This window comes from Sporomusa intestinalis, assembly GCF_055383785.1.
Window position 1 is genome coordinate 3,980,210 of sequence record NZ_AP042390.1, and the last position, 15,693, is coordinate 3,995,902.

The 15,693-nt window shown below is 51.5% G+C and carries 15 protein-coding genes; 3 read left to right on the forward strand and 12 right to left on the reverse strand.

Going from position 1 to position 15,693, the window contains the following annotated elements:
* Positions 1-267: 267 nt before the first annotated feature.
* The 6 genes from ACZ481_RS18665 to ACZ481_RS18690 all read right to left on the reverse strand — a co-directional run bounded on the left by ACZ481_RS18665 (position 268) and on the right by ACZ481_RS18690 (position 6,260).
* A complete protein-coding gene (locus tag ACZ481_RS18665; protein ID WP_464766843.1) occupies positions 268-753 on the reverse strand; it encodes a hypothetical protein in 486 nt (161 codons plus the stop codon).
* Between the two features lie 4 nt (positions 754-757).
* Positions 758-1,768 (reverse strand): DUF3231 family protein, encoded by a 1,011-nt coding sequence (locus ACZ481_RS18670; protein WP_464766844.1) that lies wholly within the window; start codon positions 1,766-1,768, stop codon positions 758-760.
* 191 nt (positions 1,769-1,959) lie between these two features.
* Positions 1,960-3,027 (reverse strand): ABC transporter ATP-binding protein, encoded by a 1,068-nt coding sequence (locus tag ACZ481_RS18675; protein WP_464766845.1) that lies wholly within the window; start codon positions 3,025-3,027, stop codon positions 1,960-1,962.
* Positions 3,011-3,841, reverse strand: coding sequence for a molybdate ABC transporter permease subunit (modB, locus tag ACZ481_RS18680; RefSeq protein ID WP_464766846.1), 831 nt, complete (start codon positions 3,839-3,841; stop codon positions 3,011-3,013). Before modB ends, ACZ481_RS18675 begins: the two co-directional genes overlap by 17 nt.
* Positions 3,842-3,928: 87 nt before the next feature.
* Positions 3,929-4,957, reverse strand: a complete 1,029-nt coding sequence (locus ACZ481_RS18685; protein ID WP_464766847.1) for a sulfate ABC transporter substrate-binding protein — start codon at positions 4,955-4,957, stop codon at positions 3,929-3,931.
* A gap of 226 nt (positions 4,958-5,183) precedes the next feature.
* Complete coding sequence (locus tag ACZ481_RS18690) at positions 5,184-6,260, reverse strand: hypothetical protein (protein ID WP_464766848.1); 1,077 nt, start codon at positions 6,258-6,260, stop codon at positions 5,184-5,186.
* A 233-nt stretch (positions 6,261-6,493) separates the two neighbouring features.
* Between ACZ481_RS18690 and ACZ481_RS18695 the strand changes: the two genes are divergently transcribed.
* A complete protein-coding gene (locus tag ACZ481_RS18695; RefSeq protein ID WP_464766849.1) occupies positions 6,494-7,399 on the forward strand; it encodes a CsgG/HfaB family protein in 906 nt (301 codons plus the stop codon).
* Positions 7,400-7,479: 80 nt separating this feature from the next.
* Here ACZ481_RS18695 and ACZ481_RS18700 read toward each other — a convergent pair whose 3' ends face one another.
* Entirely contained in the window at positions 7,480-8,655 is a 1,176-nt protein-coding gene (locus ACZ481_RS18700) for an MGDG synthase family glycosyltransferase (protein ID WP_464766850.1), read from the reverse strand.
* 275 nt (positions 8,656-8,930) lie between these two features.
* Between ACZ481_RS18700 and ACZ481_RS18705 the strand changes: the two genes are divergently transcribed.
* Both ACZ481_RS18705 and ACZ481_RS18710 read left to right on the forward strand, forming a co-directional pair.
* Positions 8,931-9,704 (forward strand): GNAT family N-acetyltransferase, encoded by a 774-nt coding sequence (locus tag ACZ481_RS18705; RefSeq protein ID WP_464766851.1) that lies wholly within the window; start codon positions 8,931-8,933, stop codon positions 9,702-9,704.
* A gap of 38 nt (positions 9,705-9,742) precedes the next feature.
* Positions 9,743-10,972, forward strand: a complete 1,230-nt coding sequence (locus tag ACZ481_RS18710) for a lysophospholipid acyltransferase family protein (RefSeq protein WP_464766852.1) — start codon at positions 9,743-9,745, stop codon at positions 10,970-10,972.
* 291 nt (positions 10,973-11,263) lie between these two features.
* On the opposite strand, the gene ACZ481_RS18715 is transcribed toward ACZ481_RS18710, so the two are convergent.
* From ACZ481_RS18715 to ACZ481_RS18735, 5 genes are all read right to left on the reverse strand, one after another.
* Positions 11,264-12,424: a MalY/PatB family protein gene (locus tag ACZ481_RS18715; protein WP_464766853.1), complete on the reverse strand. Its 1,161-nt coding sequence runs from the start codon at positions 12,422-12,424 to the stop codon at positions 11,264-11,266.
* A gap of 74 nt (positions 12,425-12,498) precedes the next feature.
* Positions 12,499-13,230 carry a FadR/GntR family transcriptional regulator gene (locus tag ACZ481_RS18720; protein ID WP_464766854.1) on the reverse strand — a complete coding sequence of 244 codons (732 nt, stop codon included), beginning with the start codon at positions 13,228-13,230 and terminating at the stop codon, positions 12,499-12,501.
* 56 nt (positions 13,231-13,286) lie between these two features.
* Positions 13,287-13,883: a DUF1847 domain-containing protein gene (locus tag ACZ481_RS18725; protein ID WP_464766855.1), complete on the reverse strand. Its 597-nt coding sequence runs from the start codon at positions 13,881-13,883 to the stop codon at positions 13,287-13,289.
* Positions 13,884-13,933: 50 nt separating this feature from the next.
* The gene (locus tag ACZ481_RS18730; protein WP_464766856.1) at positions 13,934-14,695 is read right to left on the reverse strand and encodes a maleate cis-trans isomerase family protein; all 762 of its coding nucleotides are present in this window, start codon (positions 14,693-14,695) and stop codon (positions 13,934-13,936) included.
* Positions 14,692-15,690: a M14 family metallopeptidase gene (locus tag ACZ481_RS18735; protein WP_464766857.1), complete on the reverse strand. Its 999-nt coding sequence runs from the start codon at positions 15,688-15,690 to the stop codon at positions 14,692-14,694. Before ACZ481_RS18735 ends, ACZ481_RS18730 begins: the two co-directional genes overlap by 4 nt.
* Between the last annotated feature and the right edge of the window lie 3 nt (positions 15,691-15,693).

Consider the following 15,693-nt stretch of genomic DNA (forward strand, 5'->3'; position numbering starts at 1 on the left):
CCTCCTTTTTGCCAGGAACACAAAAAAACCGGCTAATCCGCTACAAGATTCAGCAATTAACCGGCTGACAAAGGGGGACGTTCCTTTTTTGGCACCTTTTACCATCTGTTCATTACAAGAGTAGGACTATACCCCAGTTTTCACCAGGCAAATAGGGATATATTTTTGACTCAAGAGAACCGTCCCCTTGAGTCGTTTGGTCACACATTCTCAGATAAAAGATAGAGCACCTGCCAATTTGTATAGCAGGTGCTGCACTTAAGGTTTTTACTCCGCAGTGGTGATTTTTTGCAGTTTGGAATTAGTACGGGAATTAACTAACGTTTTGACAATCCCGCCCAGTACCGCTCCGCCTGCCAGGCCGATGAGGCCAAGCAGAATTGGGCCGAGCAAGGTTTCAAAAACTACAACAACAGTCGAGTATACTACGCCGAGTGTTCCGAAATAGGCGCTGAACACGCTGGGCAGATATGCATAGGCAGTCTTGCCGCCGCCGGCATCGCGGCAAGCATCCCAGATAGCAAAGGAATAAATACAAGGATAAAACATGACCCATTGATAATTTGTTATCTGAACGGCTTGATCGATATCGCCAATAAAGCTAAAGAAAATGGCTTGATTAAGATTGGCTTTTACATTGATCAAAAATTCCAACCCCAAAAAAGTTATGCCCTTAACCAGCTTACCGTTGAGAATTTGGCCAAACCCCGGGAAAGCGATGCTCCACAATACTTTTTCCATTGGATTAGTCATACCGCTAATGGGTTCCCGCTAAGGCGGCCCGGTCTTCGGCCATCGGGGGTTGTTCCAGCCAGTTATTATCTATCATGATTTGAACACCGTCTTCAGCGAGCAGCCCTATTTCAGCTATCAGGCGGCCATATAACACGGCAAGATCGCGGCGCTGTGATGCGGCTGCACCAACGGCGTAATTACCAATACCAGTAGCATTCATCGCGCAGATATGAAAAATCATTAGTTTATCAGAGAAAGGGGCTGTTGTGGAAGCGGTCACACTGGGATCGGAGGGCATCGGCGCAGGTATGTCGTCTTGGGTTAAGGTGGTGGTAAAGATGGCAATGTGCTTTTCTGCTATTTGTTTTGCCCGCCACAGAAAGTTCCTAGTGTCGTTATTCCGGGCACATTGGGCAAAGGCGATAGACATTGCCTTTCCCATCTCGTTGGTTTTAACATTTTGGACAAGATGGGTAATCTCAATGGCGGTAAGCGCCCGCTTTTCCCCTAAAAAGCCGGTGAGAAAGCTTTGCTTTTCAACGTATTCTGCTGTAAGCGGCGCTGAAATGGAAGGAGTGCGGACGTAAAGACCTTTTTTCAGCAACAGCTGCCGCGCCCGGTCGTGTAACTCGACTGCTCCGGCTATGACTTCCTTAAACAGGGTACTAACGTCAGAGCGGGCAGCTGTACCAATTGTCAGGCCGGCGCCGGCTATGCCGATAATGGACATGTGCCGCAGATACATCAGGATGAAAACATCAGTAAACAGGCGGGGGGCTGTGGTGACAACATCCTCCGCCGGTGAAAAGCCGAAGGGTACAGGATAGCTGTCTTTGACGAAAATTTCCTTTATTGTGCGGATATGCTTTTGCGACTCTTGCATAGCATATGTAATGAGCGGGCGTATCTCGGCATCCTGGACGGTATGCAGAAAGTGGGTAAATACACAGGAAACCATTGTATCTGCCTGATATTGACCCCAGAGGGAAGCGACTTCGGCTGCCGTGAGTCTGATTGTATTATGGTTTGACATGCTTGTCTCTCCTTTTGTTAATATACAGGTATTATGGCCGGTTAGGGAAGAATTATCCTGTCAGCCGTCACCAGACGTTCAACTAGAATAATAACGGAAAATCCAGGCCCAATAAAAAAAGGCACCGAAACTCGGTGCCTTTTTTAAAAGCGTTCTTCCGGGGAAACTCTGGTTGGTAACAACTGCCGGACTTACGCCCGGACGATCTGGTAAAGGTCCGCGCGCAAGGCGACCCGCCGGCCTGCCGTGAGGTCCTCCTGCCGGGCTTTGGCTTGCGGTACGGTCGCCATTACCATCTGACCTTCATCCAGCCGGATATGGAGTTGCCTCAGCGGGCCGAGAAACACCGTGTGGCTGATAGTCCCGCCGGCTGCTCCGGCCGGTCCCGCAGCCCCGTCGGCTGCCAGTTCGACCGACAGATTTTCCGGCCGTACCAGGGAAGTGACAGCCGTGCCGGCAGGCAGGTCCCGCAGATGCGCGGGCAAAGGCAGCACCAGGCCGGCGACATGGACTGTGCTGTTTTTTATCTCACCGGCAAGGCGGTTGATATTGCCGACAAAGCAAGCGACGAATTCCGTGGCCGGCGCCTGATAAATGGTTTCGGGGTCGCCAATCTGCACGATTTTACCCTGCTCCATCACCGCGACCCGGTCGCCCAGTTCGAAGGCTTCCTCCTGGTCATGGGTGACAATGACGGTGGTAATCCCCAGCTTCCGCTGCAGGGATTTGATCTCGTTGCGCAAGTACTGCCGGATTTTTACATCAAGGGCGCTGAGCGGCTCGTCCAGCAATAAAATATCCGGATTGGGCGCCAACGCTCGGGCGAGGGCCACCCGCTGCTGCTGCCCGCCGCTTAGCTGATTGGGTTTTTTATGGGCCTGGTCCTGCAGGTTGACAATATGCAGCAGTTCCGCCACCCGGCTGTCGATGGCCGCCCCGTCGGCTTTGCGGATTTTCAGGCCGAAGGCCACATTTTCCCCTACGGTCATATTGGGAAAGAGGGCATAGTTTTGAAAGACAAAGCCGATGCCCCTTTTTTGCGGAGGCAGACCGTCGATCCGCTGTTCGCCGACATAAATCTCCCCTTGCACCGCGCTCTGCAGACCGGCGATGAGGTTGAGCAGTGTCGACTTGCCACAGCCGCTGGGCCCGAGAATAGCCAGAAATTCACCTTGTTCCACCAGCAGTGAAACATGATCCAGAGCCGTGGCCTGGCCGTATTTCATCGTCAAATCGCGTACATCAATGGATCGTGTCAATTCTGATTACCTCCCGTTTGTCCGAGGTCAGCCAACGCAAGCAGAACAGGATAATAAAGGAAAACACGGCCAGGATCAGGGCGATAGCACTGGCCCCCTCGATATCCCCTGTATTAAAGCGGGAAAAAATATAGAGCGGACCGGTCTGGGTCCGGCCGATCAGATTGCCCGATACCATTAATGTCGCGCCAAACTCGCCGACCGATTTGGCGAAAGTCAGCACACTGCCGGCGATGAGTCCGGTTTTGATGCCTGGCAAGGTAATATAGAGCAGGGTTTGCAGGCGGCTCGCCCCCAGCGTCTTGGCAGCCCGCTCATAATTTTGGTCAAAGCTGGCCAACGAGGTGCCCACGGCCCGCACCATAAAAGGGAAGGTGAAAAAAATATGGGCCAGCAGGATACCAGGAAAGGAAAAAAGGATTTGGATGGTTTCCGGATCAATAAAGCGGCCCAGCCATCCCATCGGCCCGTACAGCAGCAATAAGGCAAAACCGATGACGACGGTCGGTATGGCGAGAGGAATGTCCACCAGCGCATCAATAACATTTTTAAACGGCAGGTCAACCCGGTGCAGGACAAAAGCGACGGCTGTGCCGATGACGACATTCACCGCCGTCGACGCCAGCCCGATCTTGATGGTCAGCCAAATAGCCGCCAGGGCCTCAGGCGACAGCAACCGGTCGACAAAGATCCCTAGCCCGGCCTTGGAAGCATAGGTAAACAGCTGCCCCAAAGGAAACAAAATCAGGATGGTGAAAATCAGCAGAATAATGCCGACAAGCGTCCGTGCAAGCAAGTGTTCCAGTTTCATCATAACGCTCCTATATCTGATATTGGTTCTGGCAAAGAAACCGGTAACCGGAGACGGATAGCCGTTCCGGTTACCGGTTCGCTGGCCCGGTTATTTTTGCTGCGTCTTTTTCCATAAACCATCAATGATGGTTTTCTTGGCTTCCGTCGACCCGCCAAGATAGTCCAGCGTGAACGGCAACTCAATATTGGCGTATTTGCTGGCTAATTTTGCATTGATCTCAGGCTTGTAAGAACGGAAGCCGTATTTGGCGTAAGCATTTTGTGCTTCGTCGGAAAACAAAAATTTTACAAATTCATCAATAACTTGTTTTTGTTCGGGTTTGATGTTTTTGTCGACCTGTACAACTGTCCAGTCGGTCAAAATAGTGCTGTTGGGAACAATCACCTGGTATTTCTTGCCCTTTTCCAGTTCCAGCAGCCCTTCCTGCTCATAAGTCACCAGCGCGTCCCCCTGACCCGCGTCAAACTGCGCAGCAGCTTGTTTCGCCGATTCGGGCATGCTGATTACATTGTCCTCGATCTTTTTGAGCAGTTCATAAGCAGCTGCCTCATCTTTCTTGCCGGTTTTCGTTTCGGTTTCCTTCAATACCGAGCCGTAGAAGGAGTAGATGGCCCAGGAGGCGCCGCCGGAAGTGGCCGGATTGGAATGGATAACCTTAACGCCCGGTTTGGCCAGATCGGCATAGGAGTGAATGCCTTTCGGATTGCCCTCCCGCACCAGCATAACAATCGTCGAGGTGGCGACTACGCCTTTGTTGGGCAAAGCTTTCCAGTCGGAAGTCGTTAATCCCTCCGCTTTCAGCTTCAAGGCGTAGGATTCGTTGGACAGCACCGCCACCTGCACAGGCGTACCGCCCACAATCTGGTTGGTCAGCGTGCCTGACCCGGCGAAGGAAGGTTTAACCTCGACGTCTTCGCCGAACTTCTCTTTATAATATTTTTTGAAAGCGGGGATTATTTCTTTAGTGGTTACATCTTCCGACACGCAGCAGGAGGAAATGCCAATTTCAACGGTTTTGACCTCTTTGGCTACCTCCTTTTTTTCACTGCCGCAGCCGACGACCAACAGGCCCAGCCCTAGCAACAGCACCCCAAACACCAGCAGTTTTCGTTTCATTATGTAATGTAGCCTCCTCTGCCTAGACTTCCGTCCGCGCCTCACTAACAGCAAAAAAGGCTTAAGAATCCCGCAGGGGGGATTCTTAAGCCTTCAGACTGTCTGATCAGCTTTACGGTATCTATTTTCCCTTATTATACGAGAGAAAAACAGCCTTGTCAATAGACAGGACCGCGGGACAACTTATTTGCCTGGCGCCTGAACAGGAGTGCAAATTCTGAAGCATTTACTTCATACTAATGACAATCACACTATTGCTAATTTCAATTACCCGCAGCGGCAGCTCAGTTATGCCTTCCAGTTGTTCTGCCAGAACAGCAGGCGACCCGGAATAGTTAACATCAAACATAGCGGTTCCTTGTTGATAGTCCCGCAAAAAAGCATTGGTAATCCCTGTTTGCTGCCGGAGCAACCGGCCTAATAAGTTAACGACCGAATAATCGTTGACGGCCACCACCTTTATCTGGAGCCCTTTCTCCGGATTAGCGGCATAAGCCATCAGCTTGTCTGCAAAATACTTGCCTGCGGCAGTGCCGGCATTGTGCAAGGATTTCTTGGCGGCCGTAAATTCAGTTATGTCAACTCCGCCGCGATGGAACCCCTGCGCCGCAATGATTTCGCCGGTATCCACCTTAATCAATCTGGCTTCAACCCGCGCGCGGCAGGATATAAGGCTGTAGCCGGGATCGGTCCCCGCGTATTCGGCAAAGGCTTCCCCCACGATTAAATAATCGAGCCGCTCATTTGTCAGCTGCCGTACAGCCGTCTTGATATCGCCCTGATTAAGGATGGTTTTTATCGCATCTGCTTTGCGAATCCGGGCCAGTTGGCCGGGATCTGCCAATCGCCGGAAGCCGGCCTCAGTCAGTTGGTCGATAATGGCCGTTTCAGCAGCCGGATCGGGAATGGGCCGTATGTAATGCTCGACCATGATAACGCCGATACGGGGATCACGCAGGCCTGCATCAATCATTTTCAGGCGCTGTAATTTGGTCATCAAATGGGAGTTGGGCTGCGCATCAACAGTTACTCTGGCTTGTATGACAACCTCGCCCTGTAAGCGGTTTTCCGACAAAATAGCATAATCACTGACAAAGCCCTGGGATTTTGTATAAACTTCATCTTTGAGGACCATATAGTTTTGTACCAGTGTTTGCGAGTCAACCAGGGTTCCGACAGCTTGTTCCACGGCCTGGCGCAGGGCATCGTGGATTGCCGCCTCCCGGGAAATACCGCGGCCTTCAACGCTAACCGCCTGCGCTGAGGCAGCCGGACATTGGACTGCCCAAATTAAGACTGCCACTAGTAAGAATCGGAAGAGCTTCACTCAATCAGCCTCCTGCAACGTATACTAATAATTTCTAATTCAATGTTAGTGTAGCGCTGGCACACAGCAAAAGCAATAAATATTTACATTTATTTAAACCGCAAGCGTGAATTGCCTGCCACAAGCAGGATTTTTTGGCAAAAAAATGAATAATAATACCAGAACACTGATCTATTACATATTTTGCAGTCGCGGCTGAGGAGGTTTTTATGGTACGGAGAGGTATTTGGGGAATCGCGTTGGTTTGTGTCTTTATTACTCTATTGGCGGGCCCAGCGTTAGCGAGCGAAACGACTTCCAAGAAAATCGGCGTGCTTCCTTTCAAAAATGACAGTCCCTATAATCAATTCGGGGTAATGGCCGCCGAAATGATCACTGCCGATTTGGTAAACTTAAAATCTTGCACAGTGGTGGAACGAACCGAATTATCACGCGTATTTGCCGAACAAAAACGCAGCGCCCAGGGCCTTATTGACGAAGCAACGGCTACCGAACTGGGGGGCATCCTGGGCTTGGACTACCTGTTGCTGGGCTCCGCTGACGGCAGTATTACTAAAGAGCCGGGGCATTATTACTATAATAAAAAGAGCCAGCGCAATGAATGGGTGGAAGGTACCTCGAAAAGCAGTGTTACGCTTACGCTAAAACTGGTTAATGTCAAGAATGGGCAAATTGCCTGGTCTGATCAAACCGCCATTACTAACTATAATGAAGATATTAACGCTGCCCTCTCGGAAGCAGCCTATGACTCGGTTAGAAAAATCTATAAATTTATCCCCCTGCAGGGCTATGTGATCAAAGCCGAGGGCCGCCAATATTATATTGACCTGGGCACAAACCACAATGTAGATATCGGCGATATACTGGAGGTTAACGGCGCAAGTAATGCCATGAGGCATCCGGTTACCGGCGAGTTGATTGTGCTGAAAAGAAATATGGGTGAGCTGGAGGTCATTGAAGTGTTAGATACCCTGTGTGTGGCCAAACTAAAGACGAAAGACGATGGTAAGGCCTTACAAAGCTCAATCCAGCCGGGAGATGTCGTAACCAAAAAATTACGGAAAAAACCCCGGGGCTTTTTAGGCCTTGGCTGGTCGGGAAAACACGTATTTTAATGCTGTGCACACTACAGAAAAAAGATAGCCATGACTTACCGCAATGGTAGGTTATGGCTATTTTTGCTTAGGTGATAATATCAGGCGCCGCGGAAAAGCCCGGCGACAGGCGTTGCCATATTGGGCTCCGGGACCGAACTGGCCTGCAGTTGCTGGAAAACCATATCAGCAATGCGGGCTGAGCCATGATTCGGGGGTATCTTGTCGGCGGCAAAGACAAAATCGCCGCCAGCGGCGAGCCCATTAATGATGCGGCAGCCCTGGCGCGGCTCGGGGCAAAAGTAACCCAGCCGGTTGTTAACGACGAAATCAATGTTGCCGGTTTCCTGGATGCCGACAGCCTCAGTAATGATGAGCGGGCGCCGCATTGCCACCGCTTCCATGATAGTGCCGGGACCTGCCTTGCTAATGATGACGTCGCTTGCCGCCATCAGCGTTTCCATGTTGTCGACAAAGCCATAGACGTGAAGGTATTTAACCTCGTTTTGCAAAGCCTGTAACTGGTCATAGAGGACTTGGTTTCGCCCGGTGACTACTATAAGTTGCTTGCCGGGACAGCGTTGCACAAATTCCCTAATCCACGTGGACATGTTGCCGGCACCTACGCCGCCGCCGGTCAGCAGCACGGAAAACCGTCCCGGATCAAGGCCTAACCCTCTACGAATTTCTGAACGCGGGGCTGACAGGCAGCTGAACTTAGGATGAACGGGAAAGCCGGTGAGGACAATCTGGCTGGTGGCGATTCCGTGCCGGGCAAGAGCATGGAAGGCTTCTTCTGTCGGTACCAGATACAAATCGGCTCCCGGAGTTGCCCAGGAGGCGTGAAGGGTGGCCAGATCGGTTACGACGGTAAAAATTGGCCAGGAGGCACGAGTAGCCTTGCGGCTGGCGACCAGCAGTCCAATGACCAGGGGATGAACGGCCAGCAACAGATCAGGTCTGATTTGGTCAATTTCCCATTCGAACTGCGGCGCAGCCTGCTGATAGACAAACTTGGTCAGCAGGCTCATTCTTTTTACGCTGTTCGTTTTTTCGAAAAAAAGGTTGTTCAGCCAGAGCTGCTTGCGCGAACAATAGTCATAGATTTCCGGAGCTTTTGTCAGGCCGGGAAAGCCGGTGGCTTTGAGCAAGTCGGAAAGCGTGCACTGGACATGACCGCAGTTGCCCAGGGCGGCCGCTATGGCGGTGGCGGCGCTGCGGTGACCGCCGCCGGTGTCGGAAATGGCAAAAAGGATATTGTTGACGGTGCGAGTCATAGATATCCTCCTCATATCAGGATGATTCAGGTTTAACCGCTGCAGGCGGTTGTTCCTGGCAATTTTATTGTACGGGATAATGTAACTGAATAGGTTATTTTTTTGTAAAGTACTTGTTAATTTATTATTGCCGCTGATTTTACAAAAAAATAACATGACCTTAATAGAAATATCCGCAAAATATGCAATGATTAAAGGAGCTAAACGCAACAGCTTCATTACTTATGTAAATAATTTTGCCTGGCAGCTCAAGTAGTAAATGAGGTGAAGTACTGATGGAAATTCGGGAAGGCAAATTTCTGTGGAAACTTGCGGAGACAGCAGCGGAAAAAAAACAAATATATGCCCTTCGCTATAGAGTTTATTGCCAGGAACTTAACTTTTCCGGGCAGAAAACTGAGCAGGTGGAAGAAACGGAAGAGGACATTGATTGCTTTGACGAATTATGCGATCACTTAGTTATTCGCGATATAGAGCAAAACCGGTGTGTCGGCACCTTCCGTTTTTTGCCGGGAGGCAGACTGCCGCCAGGCGGTAGCTTTTACTCTGAGCAATGGTTTGATATTGGCAAATTAAGTGACAAAAGAATACAGATTCTAGAACTGGGGCGAGCCTGTATTGATACTCAGTATAGAAATACCGGTGCTTTCCGCTTGTTGTTTGCCGGCTTAGGCACTTACTTGCAGCGCAATCCCCATGATTATCTGATTGGTCTCACCACATTGCCGGCTGGCGCCAAAAACGACATTGGCGTGATAGCGAAGTATCTGCTGGGAAAAAACGCTGTTAATATGGATTTTGGGGTAAAGCCCAAACAGCAGTTAGACCTTGCTGCGGTTACTCCCGGCGCAATGGCTGTTGCCGAGGTCAACCAGCGGGCCATTTTAAAGAAGATGTCAACACTGATGCTGGCCTATTATAAATATGGCGCGGAATTTATTAGTGAACCGTCAATGGATGTGGATTTCGATCCGCCGGTATTTGATTTTTTCACAATTTTTGATGCTCGTAAATTCCCCGCCTGGATAACCCAGGGGAAAGCCGGCTAAGTAAACGGCCGGTATAGCCTGATAAGGAGTCAATTGGGATGAAGCTTGGTATTGAGAAAGCCATTAGCCGCATAAAGCGCAAAATATTGGGCTGGCTGCAGATTGCCGCAGCGTATACCAGCGTATATTGGATATGCAGGGGCAGCGCAAGATTTGATTGCAGCGGCATTCAAGACATAAAGCCGCCATTTATTGTCCTGGGCAATCATACTTCGTTTATTGATCCGGCTTTAGTACAGTGCGCGATAGCGAAGTACCCCTGTTACTTTCTCACAACAAACTTTTATTTTCGGCAGCCGCTTATTGGCAAAGTCTTAAGACTTTGGGGCGCAATTCCCAAAACACAATTTTTGCCGGATATCCGTGCGACCCGGGGGGCGCTGGCGGCAATAGCCCGGGGGGATGTTGTCGGTATTTTTCCGGAGGGACGCCGGTCTATTGACGGCAGTTGCTGCGCTATCCCCGCATCAATCGCCCGGTTTATAAAAAAAATGCAAGTTCCTGTTGTTGCCGTAAAAACAAATGGCGGCTATCTCGCCTGGCCCCGCTGGTCTTCTTTTTGGCGCAGGGGCCGGGTGGAAACGGTGGCCAGGCAAATTCTTTCGGCCGCAGAGGTTGGCACGCTCGATTCCGGGCAGATCTATACGTCGGTTTGTCAGGCTTTGACTTACAATGACTATGATTGGAACCGGTTGGCCGGGGAGCGTTATCACCACCGGCATACAGCTGAGCAGCTGCATCTTATTCTCCACCAGTGTCCGCGTTGCTTGACTGAACAAACGATGAAAAGCAAGCGAGACAGGCTATATTGCAGCGCCTGCGGCAATGCCGCGACGATCGACGAATATGGCTTTTTACAACCTGCCGATCCTGCCTGCGTAGTGTTTGCCGATCCGGTAAAATGGACTGCCTGGCAACGCGAAACCATGAGCGAACAGGTGCGGGACGAAAAATTCCTGATCCAGGCCCTGGTAACAGATCTGCGGGTTGCTGACACAGGTTACGGAGCATTTCGCAGTTGCGGCTGCGGATATATTAGCCTGCTGCAGGCAGGACTCTATTTTCATGGCCAGGTGGATGGGCAAACAACCGATTTATTTTTCCCAATCGCAAGGCTGCCATCCATATCAACCGAATTCAAACATGATTTTGAAATCTGCGATGATAACCATGCCTGGTGGTTTTTTCTGGCGGAAGAGCAGCAAACCGTACGCCTGGAGAGCGCCATAACATTGCTTCATCAGCTAAATGACTCACGAAATGACTAAAACGACTCACGGGGACGGTTCTCTTGAGTCGTTTTCTATCTTTTATCACACTTTGTCACTTGCCGGGATTCAGTAAACGCAGGGATATCGTTACTGCCCCTGTCTCTAGGGAATATCTAAAAAGGTCATAACCGGGAAAAGTTTTAAAAAAATAGAGCTGCCGCGAAAGACGGCGCTGAACAGTTTGTGACAGAAAAGGAACGTCCCTGTGCGTCAATAAAACCCGTCCTATGGCAGGATAAAAAGACTGCCCTAGGACGGGTTGGTTATGGGTGGTAAAAAAGAGCTGCTTTACAGGCTGTTAACAGCTGTTTCAATACGCCGGAGCGCCTCAGCCAGTACGGCCCGTCGGCAGGCGATATTCAGGCGCATAAAGCCTGTCCCGCTCTGGCCAAATGTTGAGCCTTCGTTCAGGGCCACTTTCGCCTGTTTCAGAAAAAATGCTTGCAGGGCGGCAGGCGGCATGTTCAGGGCCCGACAGTCCAGCCAGATGAGATAGGTTGCCTCCGGCTTGATTACTTTGATCACGGGGATCCTTGCGGCGAAATACTCGAGCAGATAGTCAAGATTGCCTTGCAGGTAGATCATAAGCTGATCGGCATAATAATCGCATTCGTTGTAGGCGACTTCCACAGGCAGCGTGCCAAATACCGTTCGGCCGTAAGCTTTGTTATTAACCACACTTTCATGCAGTTGTTCCCGCAGGGCCTTATTAGGGGTAATCGCGGCCCCGGTGCGCACGCCGGCAATGTTGAACGTTTTGCTGGGGTTAACACAAACAATGCAGTTATTGGCAAATTCTGCCGATAAGGCAGCAAACGGAATGTGCCGCTGTCCTGCATAAATAATATCGGCATGAATTTCATCCGCCACAACCAGAACGTTGTGTTTTAAACACAAATTACCGATTGCCAGCAATTCTTCCCGGGTGAAACAGCGTCCTACCGGATTGTGCGGATTGCACAGCAAAAACAGCCGGGCCCGCGGATGGCTCAGTTTCCACTCCAGATCCGCAAAGTCGATAACATACCGCCCCGCCTGCAGTTGAAGCTCATTGGCGGCGATGAGCCGGCCATTGTCGGGAATAATCTGATGAAACGGGTGATAAGCAGGCATTTGCAGGACAACATGGTCGCCCGGCTGGGTAAAGGCCCGCAAGGCAAAGATAATCGCCGGCACCACCGCCGGAGTATACTCCACCCATTCGGGGTCGACCTCCCAGCCGAAACGTTTTTGCTGCCAGTTCGCTATCGCTTCATCAAAATGCCGGCTAGTAACCGGATACCCGTAGATGCCGTGCTCGGCTCGTTTAACCATGGCCGCAACGACCGGCTGCGGGCACTTAAAGTCTGTATCGGCAATCCACATCGGGATGACATCAGCCCCGTAAGTATCCCACTTTTTGCTTTCCGTGCCCCGCCGGTCAATACATTCATCAAAATTATGGATCATTTGATCTTCTCCCAATTACTATTAATTGTATTGTATTTCCTGCTGGTATATTGGTATACCGGTTAACAGCAGGATCAGGCCTGCCCCAATTGTTTTTGGATAACCAGGCGGGCTTCATCAAGATGCTCCCGCATTACGGCAACAGCACCGTCCCCATCCTGGGCAATGATTTTTTGCAAAATACGCTGATGATAGCCGAGGGCAACTTCATGGCGGCCCGGGTCTTTCAGGGAATACTGGCGGGAAACACTCAGCATGTCCAGTAAGTATTCATTCAGCTTTTGGATCACCTGGTTATGAGTGGCATCAACAATCGCGGTATGAAACTTTAGTGAAGACGCCCCCACAGCCTGGCCCAGGTTGATGTTCAGCTGCATTTCGACAATGGCCGCCTCCATGGCTGCCAGATCTGCCGCCGTTCTTCTTACGGCCGCTAACCGTACGGCCTGCAGTTCGATCGCTTCGCGCGCCTCGAACAGATCGAGCAGGGCATGCATAGGGTCCATAATCATAAACTCAATATGATCCAACACCTGCCGCATCTTAATTTTTTTGACAAAGATGCCTTTGCCGCGCACATGCTGAACCACGCCTAAAAACTCCAGCACCTTCAGCGCCTCGCGCACCGGCACACGGCTGACATCATAAAATTGTGCCAGATCCCGTTCGGAAGGCAGCAAATCCCCCTCTTGCAGGTGGCCCTGACGTATGGCTTCCCGCAGATCGTCGACAATGCGCATATACAGATTATCGCTGGATTTATCCAGGATTTTGCCCTCAGGCAGCCGGTTAAAAAAAGCTTCCATCTTTCCGTCCTTTCGTTAGCAAAGGGGCAGTATTTTTAATGCTTGGCATAGTTCCGCTATTTCTCCTGGCTTGTGCCGTCAATGCCCAGTTTGCGCCGCCAGTAGCGGGAGTACACTGCCCCCAGCGGATTATGAGCCAGTACCCGGTCCTTGGTTACCAAACAGGTTACCGGCGCCGCCGACGCCTGCTGGAACAAAATATCATGCCCAACACACAGGCCAATGGAAAAGTTTAGTTCCGTCCCGGCCTCGGCCAGAACCTTCGCCTGTGTTTTCGGATTGCACATAGCCTCAAAGCGGCCGGCCTGAATCTGTTCAAGCTCTAAATGTTCCTTGCTCATTCCGCATACCTTGCAGCAGACGGACTGAACTGCAAAAAACTTGGCAAAATAGGCCGCGATCACTTTGGCCTCGGCCGCCAGCCCAATGCAGAAGGCCAGGCCGACTTTTTTTACACCGAGCTCCTGCGCAAAAGCCGCGCTCTCTTCCAGACGGCACATCTGCATATAATGCCGTCCTTCTGTGCAGGCGGCAGCCGTCATTAAGCGGCGGTCCTCTCCGGCGTACATGTCTATTATAGCTTCCACACCGACGCCTGTACAGTTTTGTCCGTCGGTAGAACATTTATTATGTTTACATAGTGCACAATTCATCTGGCATCCCCTATCTTCTAATCCGATTTTCCTTCACCGGTCCCGGCCTGCTAATGCTCGCGCAGCAGTACCCCGCAATGATCGCTGCCGTCTTGGCAGCCGCTTTGCCGCAAGGCATACCAGAGGCTAGCCTGATTGGAAGTTATCACCGGCTTGCCCAAATGCATTTCCAGATACGGAATGACTTCCATCGCTCTGATATTGGTACAGCTGATAAATAAGCCATCACTTTCGTCCGCGAAATGGCGTACGCAAAAACGGTAAATTTCCTCCGGCGCCAGGCCGGGCAGCTTGCTGGTCTGCTCAATATTCATGCCCTCCAGGGCGGCAACGCTGAAGCCGTTGCCGGCAAAAAAATCACTTTCCCGCCGGTTCAGTTCAGCAATATACGGCGTAATGATGGTCAAGCGCTGCAGGTTCGTTACCCGGAGCGCCTCAAGGACAGCGGTGGCCGTAGTAACCACCGGGATACCCGCTGCGGCCTGGAGGGACGCCGACAGGGTCCGGTCCTGTCCACAGCCGTGGAGAAAGCTGGCGGCGGTGCAGCCGAAAACAGCCATGTCCACCCCGGACTGGCCAAGTACTGCGGCCGCCTCGTGCGCGGCGGCCTGCAAGCCGGCCATAGTATCGATATTGGTATAATCCTGATCCTTTTTAATGCGTGTGCTGTGCACAGTAACTCCGGCCGGCTTATAGCGGTTAAAATCCGGTTCAATTACCTGGTTTCTGGCAGAAATCAGCAAACCAAGTTTATAGTTCCAGGCAAACATCCCCTCAGTCCTTTTCCTGTTTTCAGCACTGGCAAAACTCATTCGCTCTCCTGCCATTCATAGCCGACAAAGGCCAGGCGGTCGCCGCTGGAAACCACCGGATTAAAGCAAGCGGCAATGACAAACAGGTCCTCCTCGGCGTACACCCGGTCCACTTCCTGCCAGAAATCATATATCGTGGCCAGCAAGCCGCCGGCAGGCACAAAACTGCCCGGCTCCACCGCCATGCGCACCAGCCCGCCGCTGTTGCTGCGCAAAAACTTCCGTTTGGTAATCATCAGCTGTTGCCGGGGCGCCGGCAGTTCGCCGGCCAGCAGCCCAAGACTTACCATCACATTGCGGATGCCCTGATAAGCAACCTCAATGACCGGTTCGTCCCAGCGGCCGCCGCCGCCCAGTTCGGCCATAAAGCAGGGAATATTGTTCTGCATGCACAGTATATCCAGGGCGCCGCTGGTCGTTCCGGGCAGTTCCCCGCTGGCGCTTTGCAAATCCACCCGGCAGTTCGGATACACACCAAAAGCCCTGGCCATACGGAGTGCCGTGTCATTGGTACCGGCGGCAGCTCCGGGCACAAGCTTCGACACCGTATACGGAGTGGCGCTAAACAAATGATTCAGGGTATGGAAATCAATTACATAATCGGCCTTGTGCCGCAGCTCACTGAAAACAGCATGGGCAACCCGTTCGGAGTAAAGCCCCTGAGGATTTCCCGGAAATTGCTGGTCCATATCCAGATAGTCGAGCGGGCTGATTTTCGTGCGGGCCAAAAAAGCCAGCGGGTTCAATAACGGTGTAAGCACCAGGGTTCCCCGCAAATTTTTTGCATTCAAGTCCCAAAAAAACCGGCGCATAGCCCACAGGCCGTTGAGTTCATCGCCGTGAACGGCGCCGGTCAGCCAGAGAGTCGGCCCGGCCTGCTCGCCGCGTATTACCAGCAGGGGAATGCGGATATCGCTAAAACACGCCAGCTCACCCACTTTGACATACTCGCACAACCGGCTTCCCTTTTCTAGCTGATAGTCAAAAATTTTCATAGT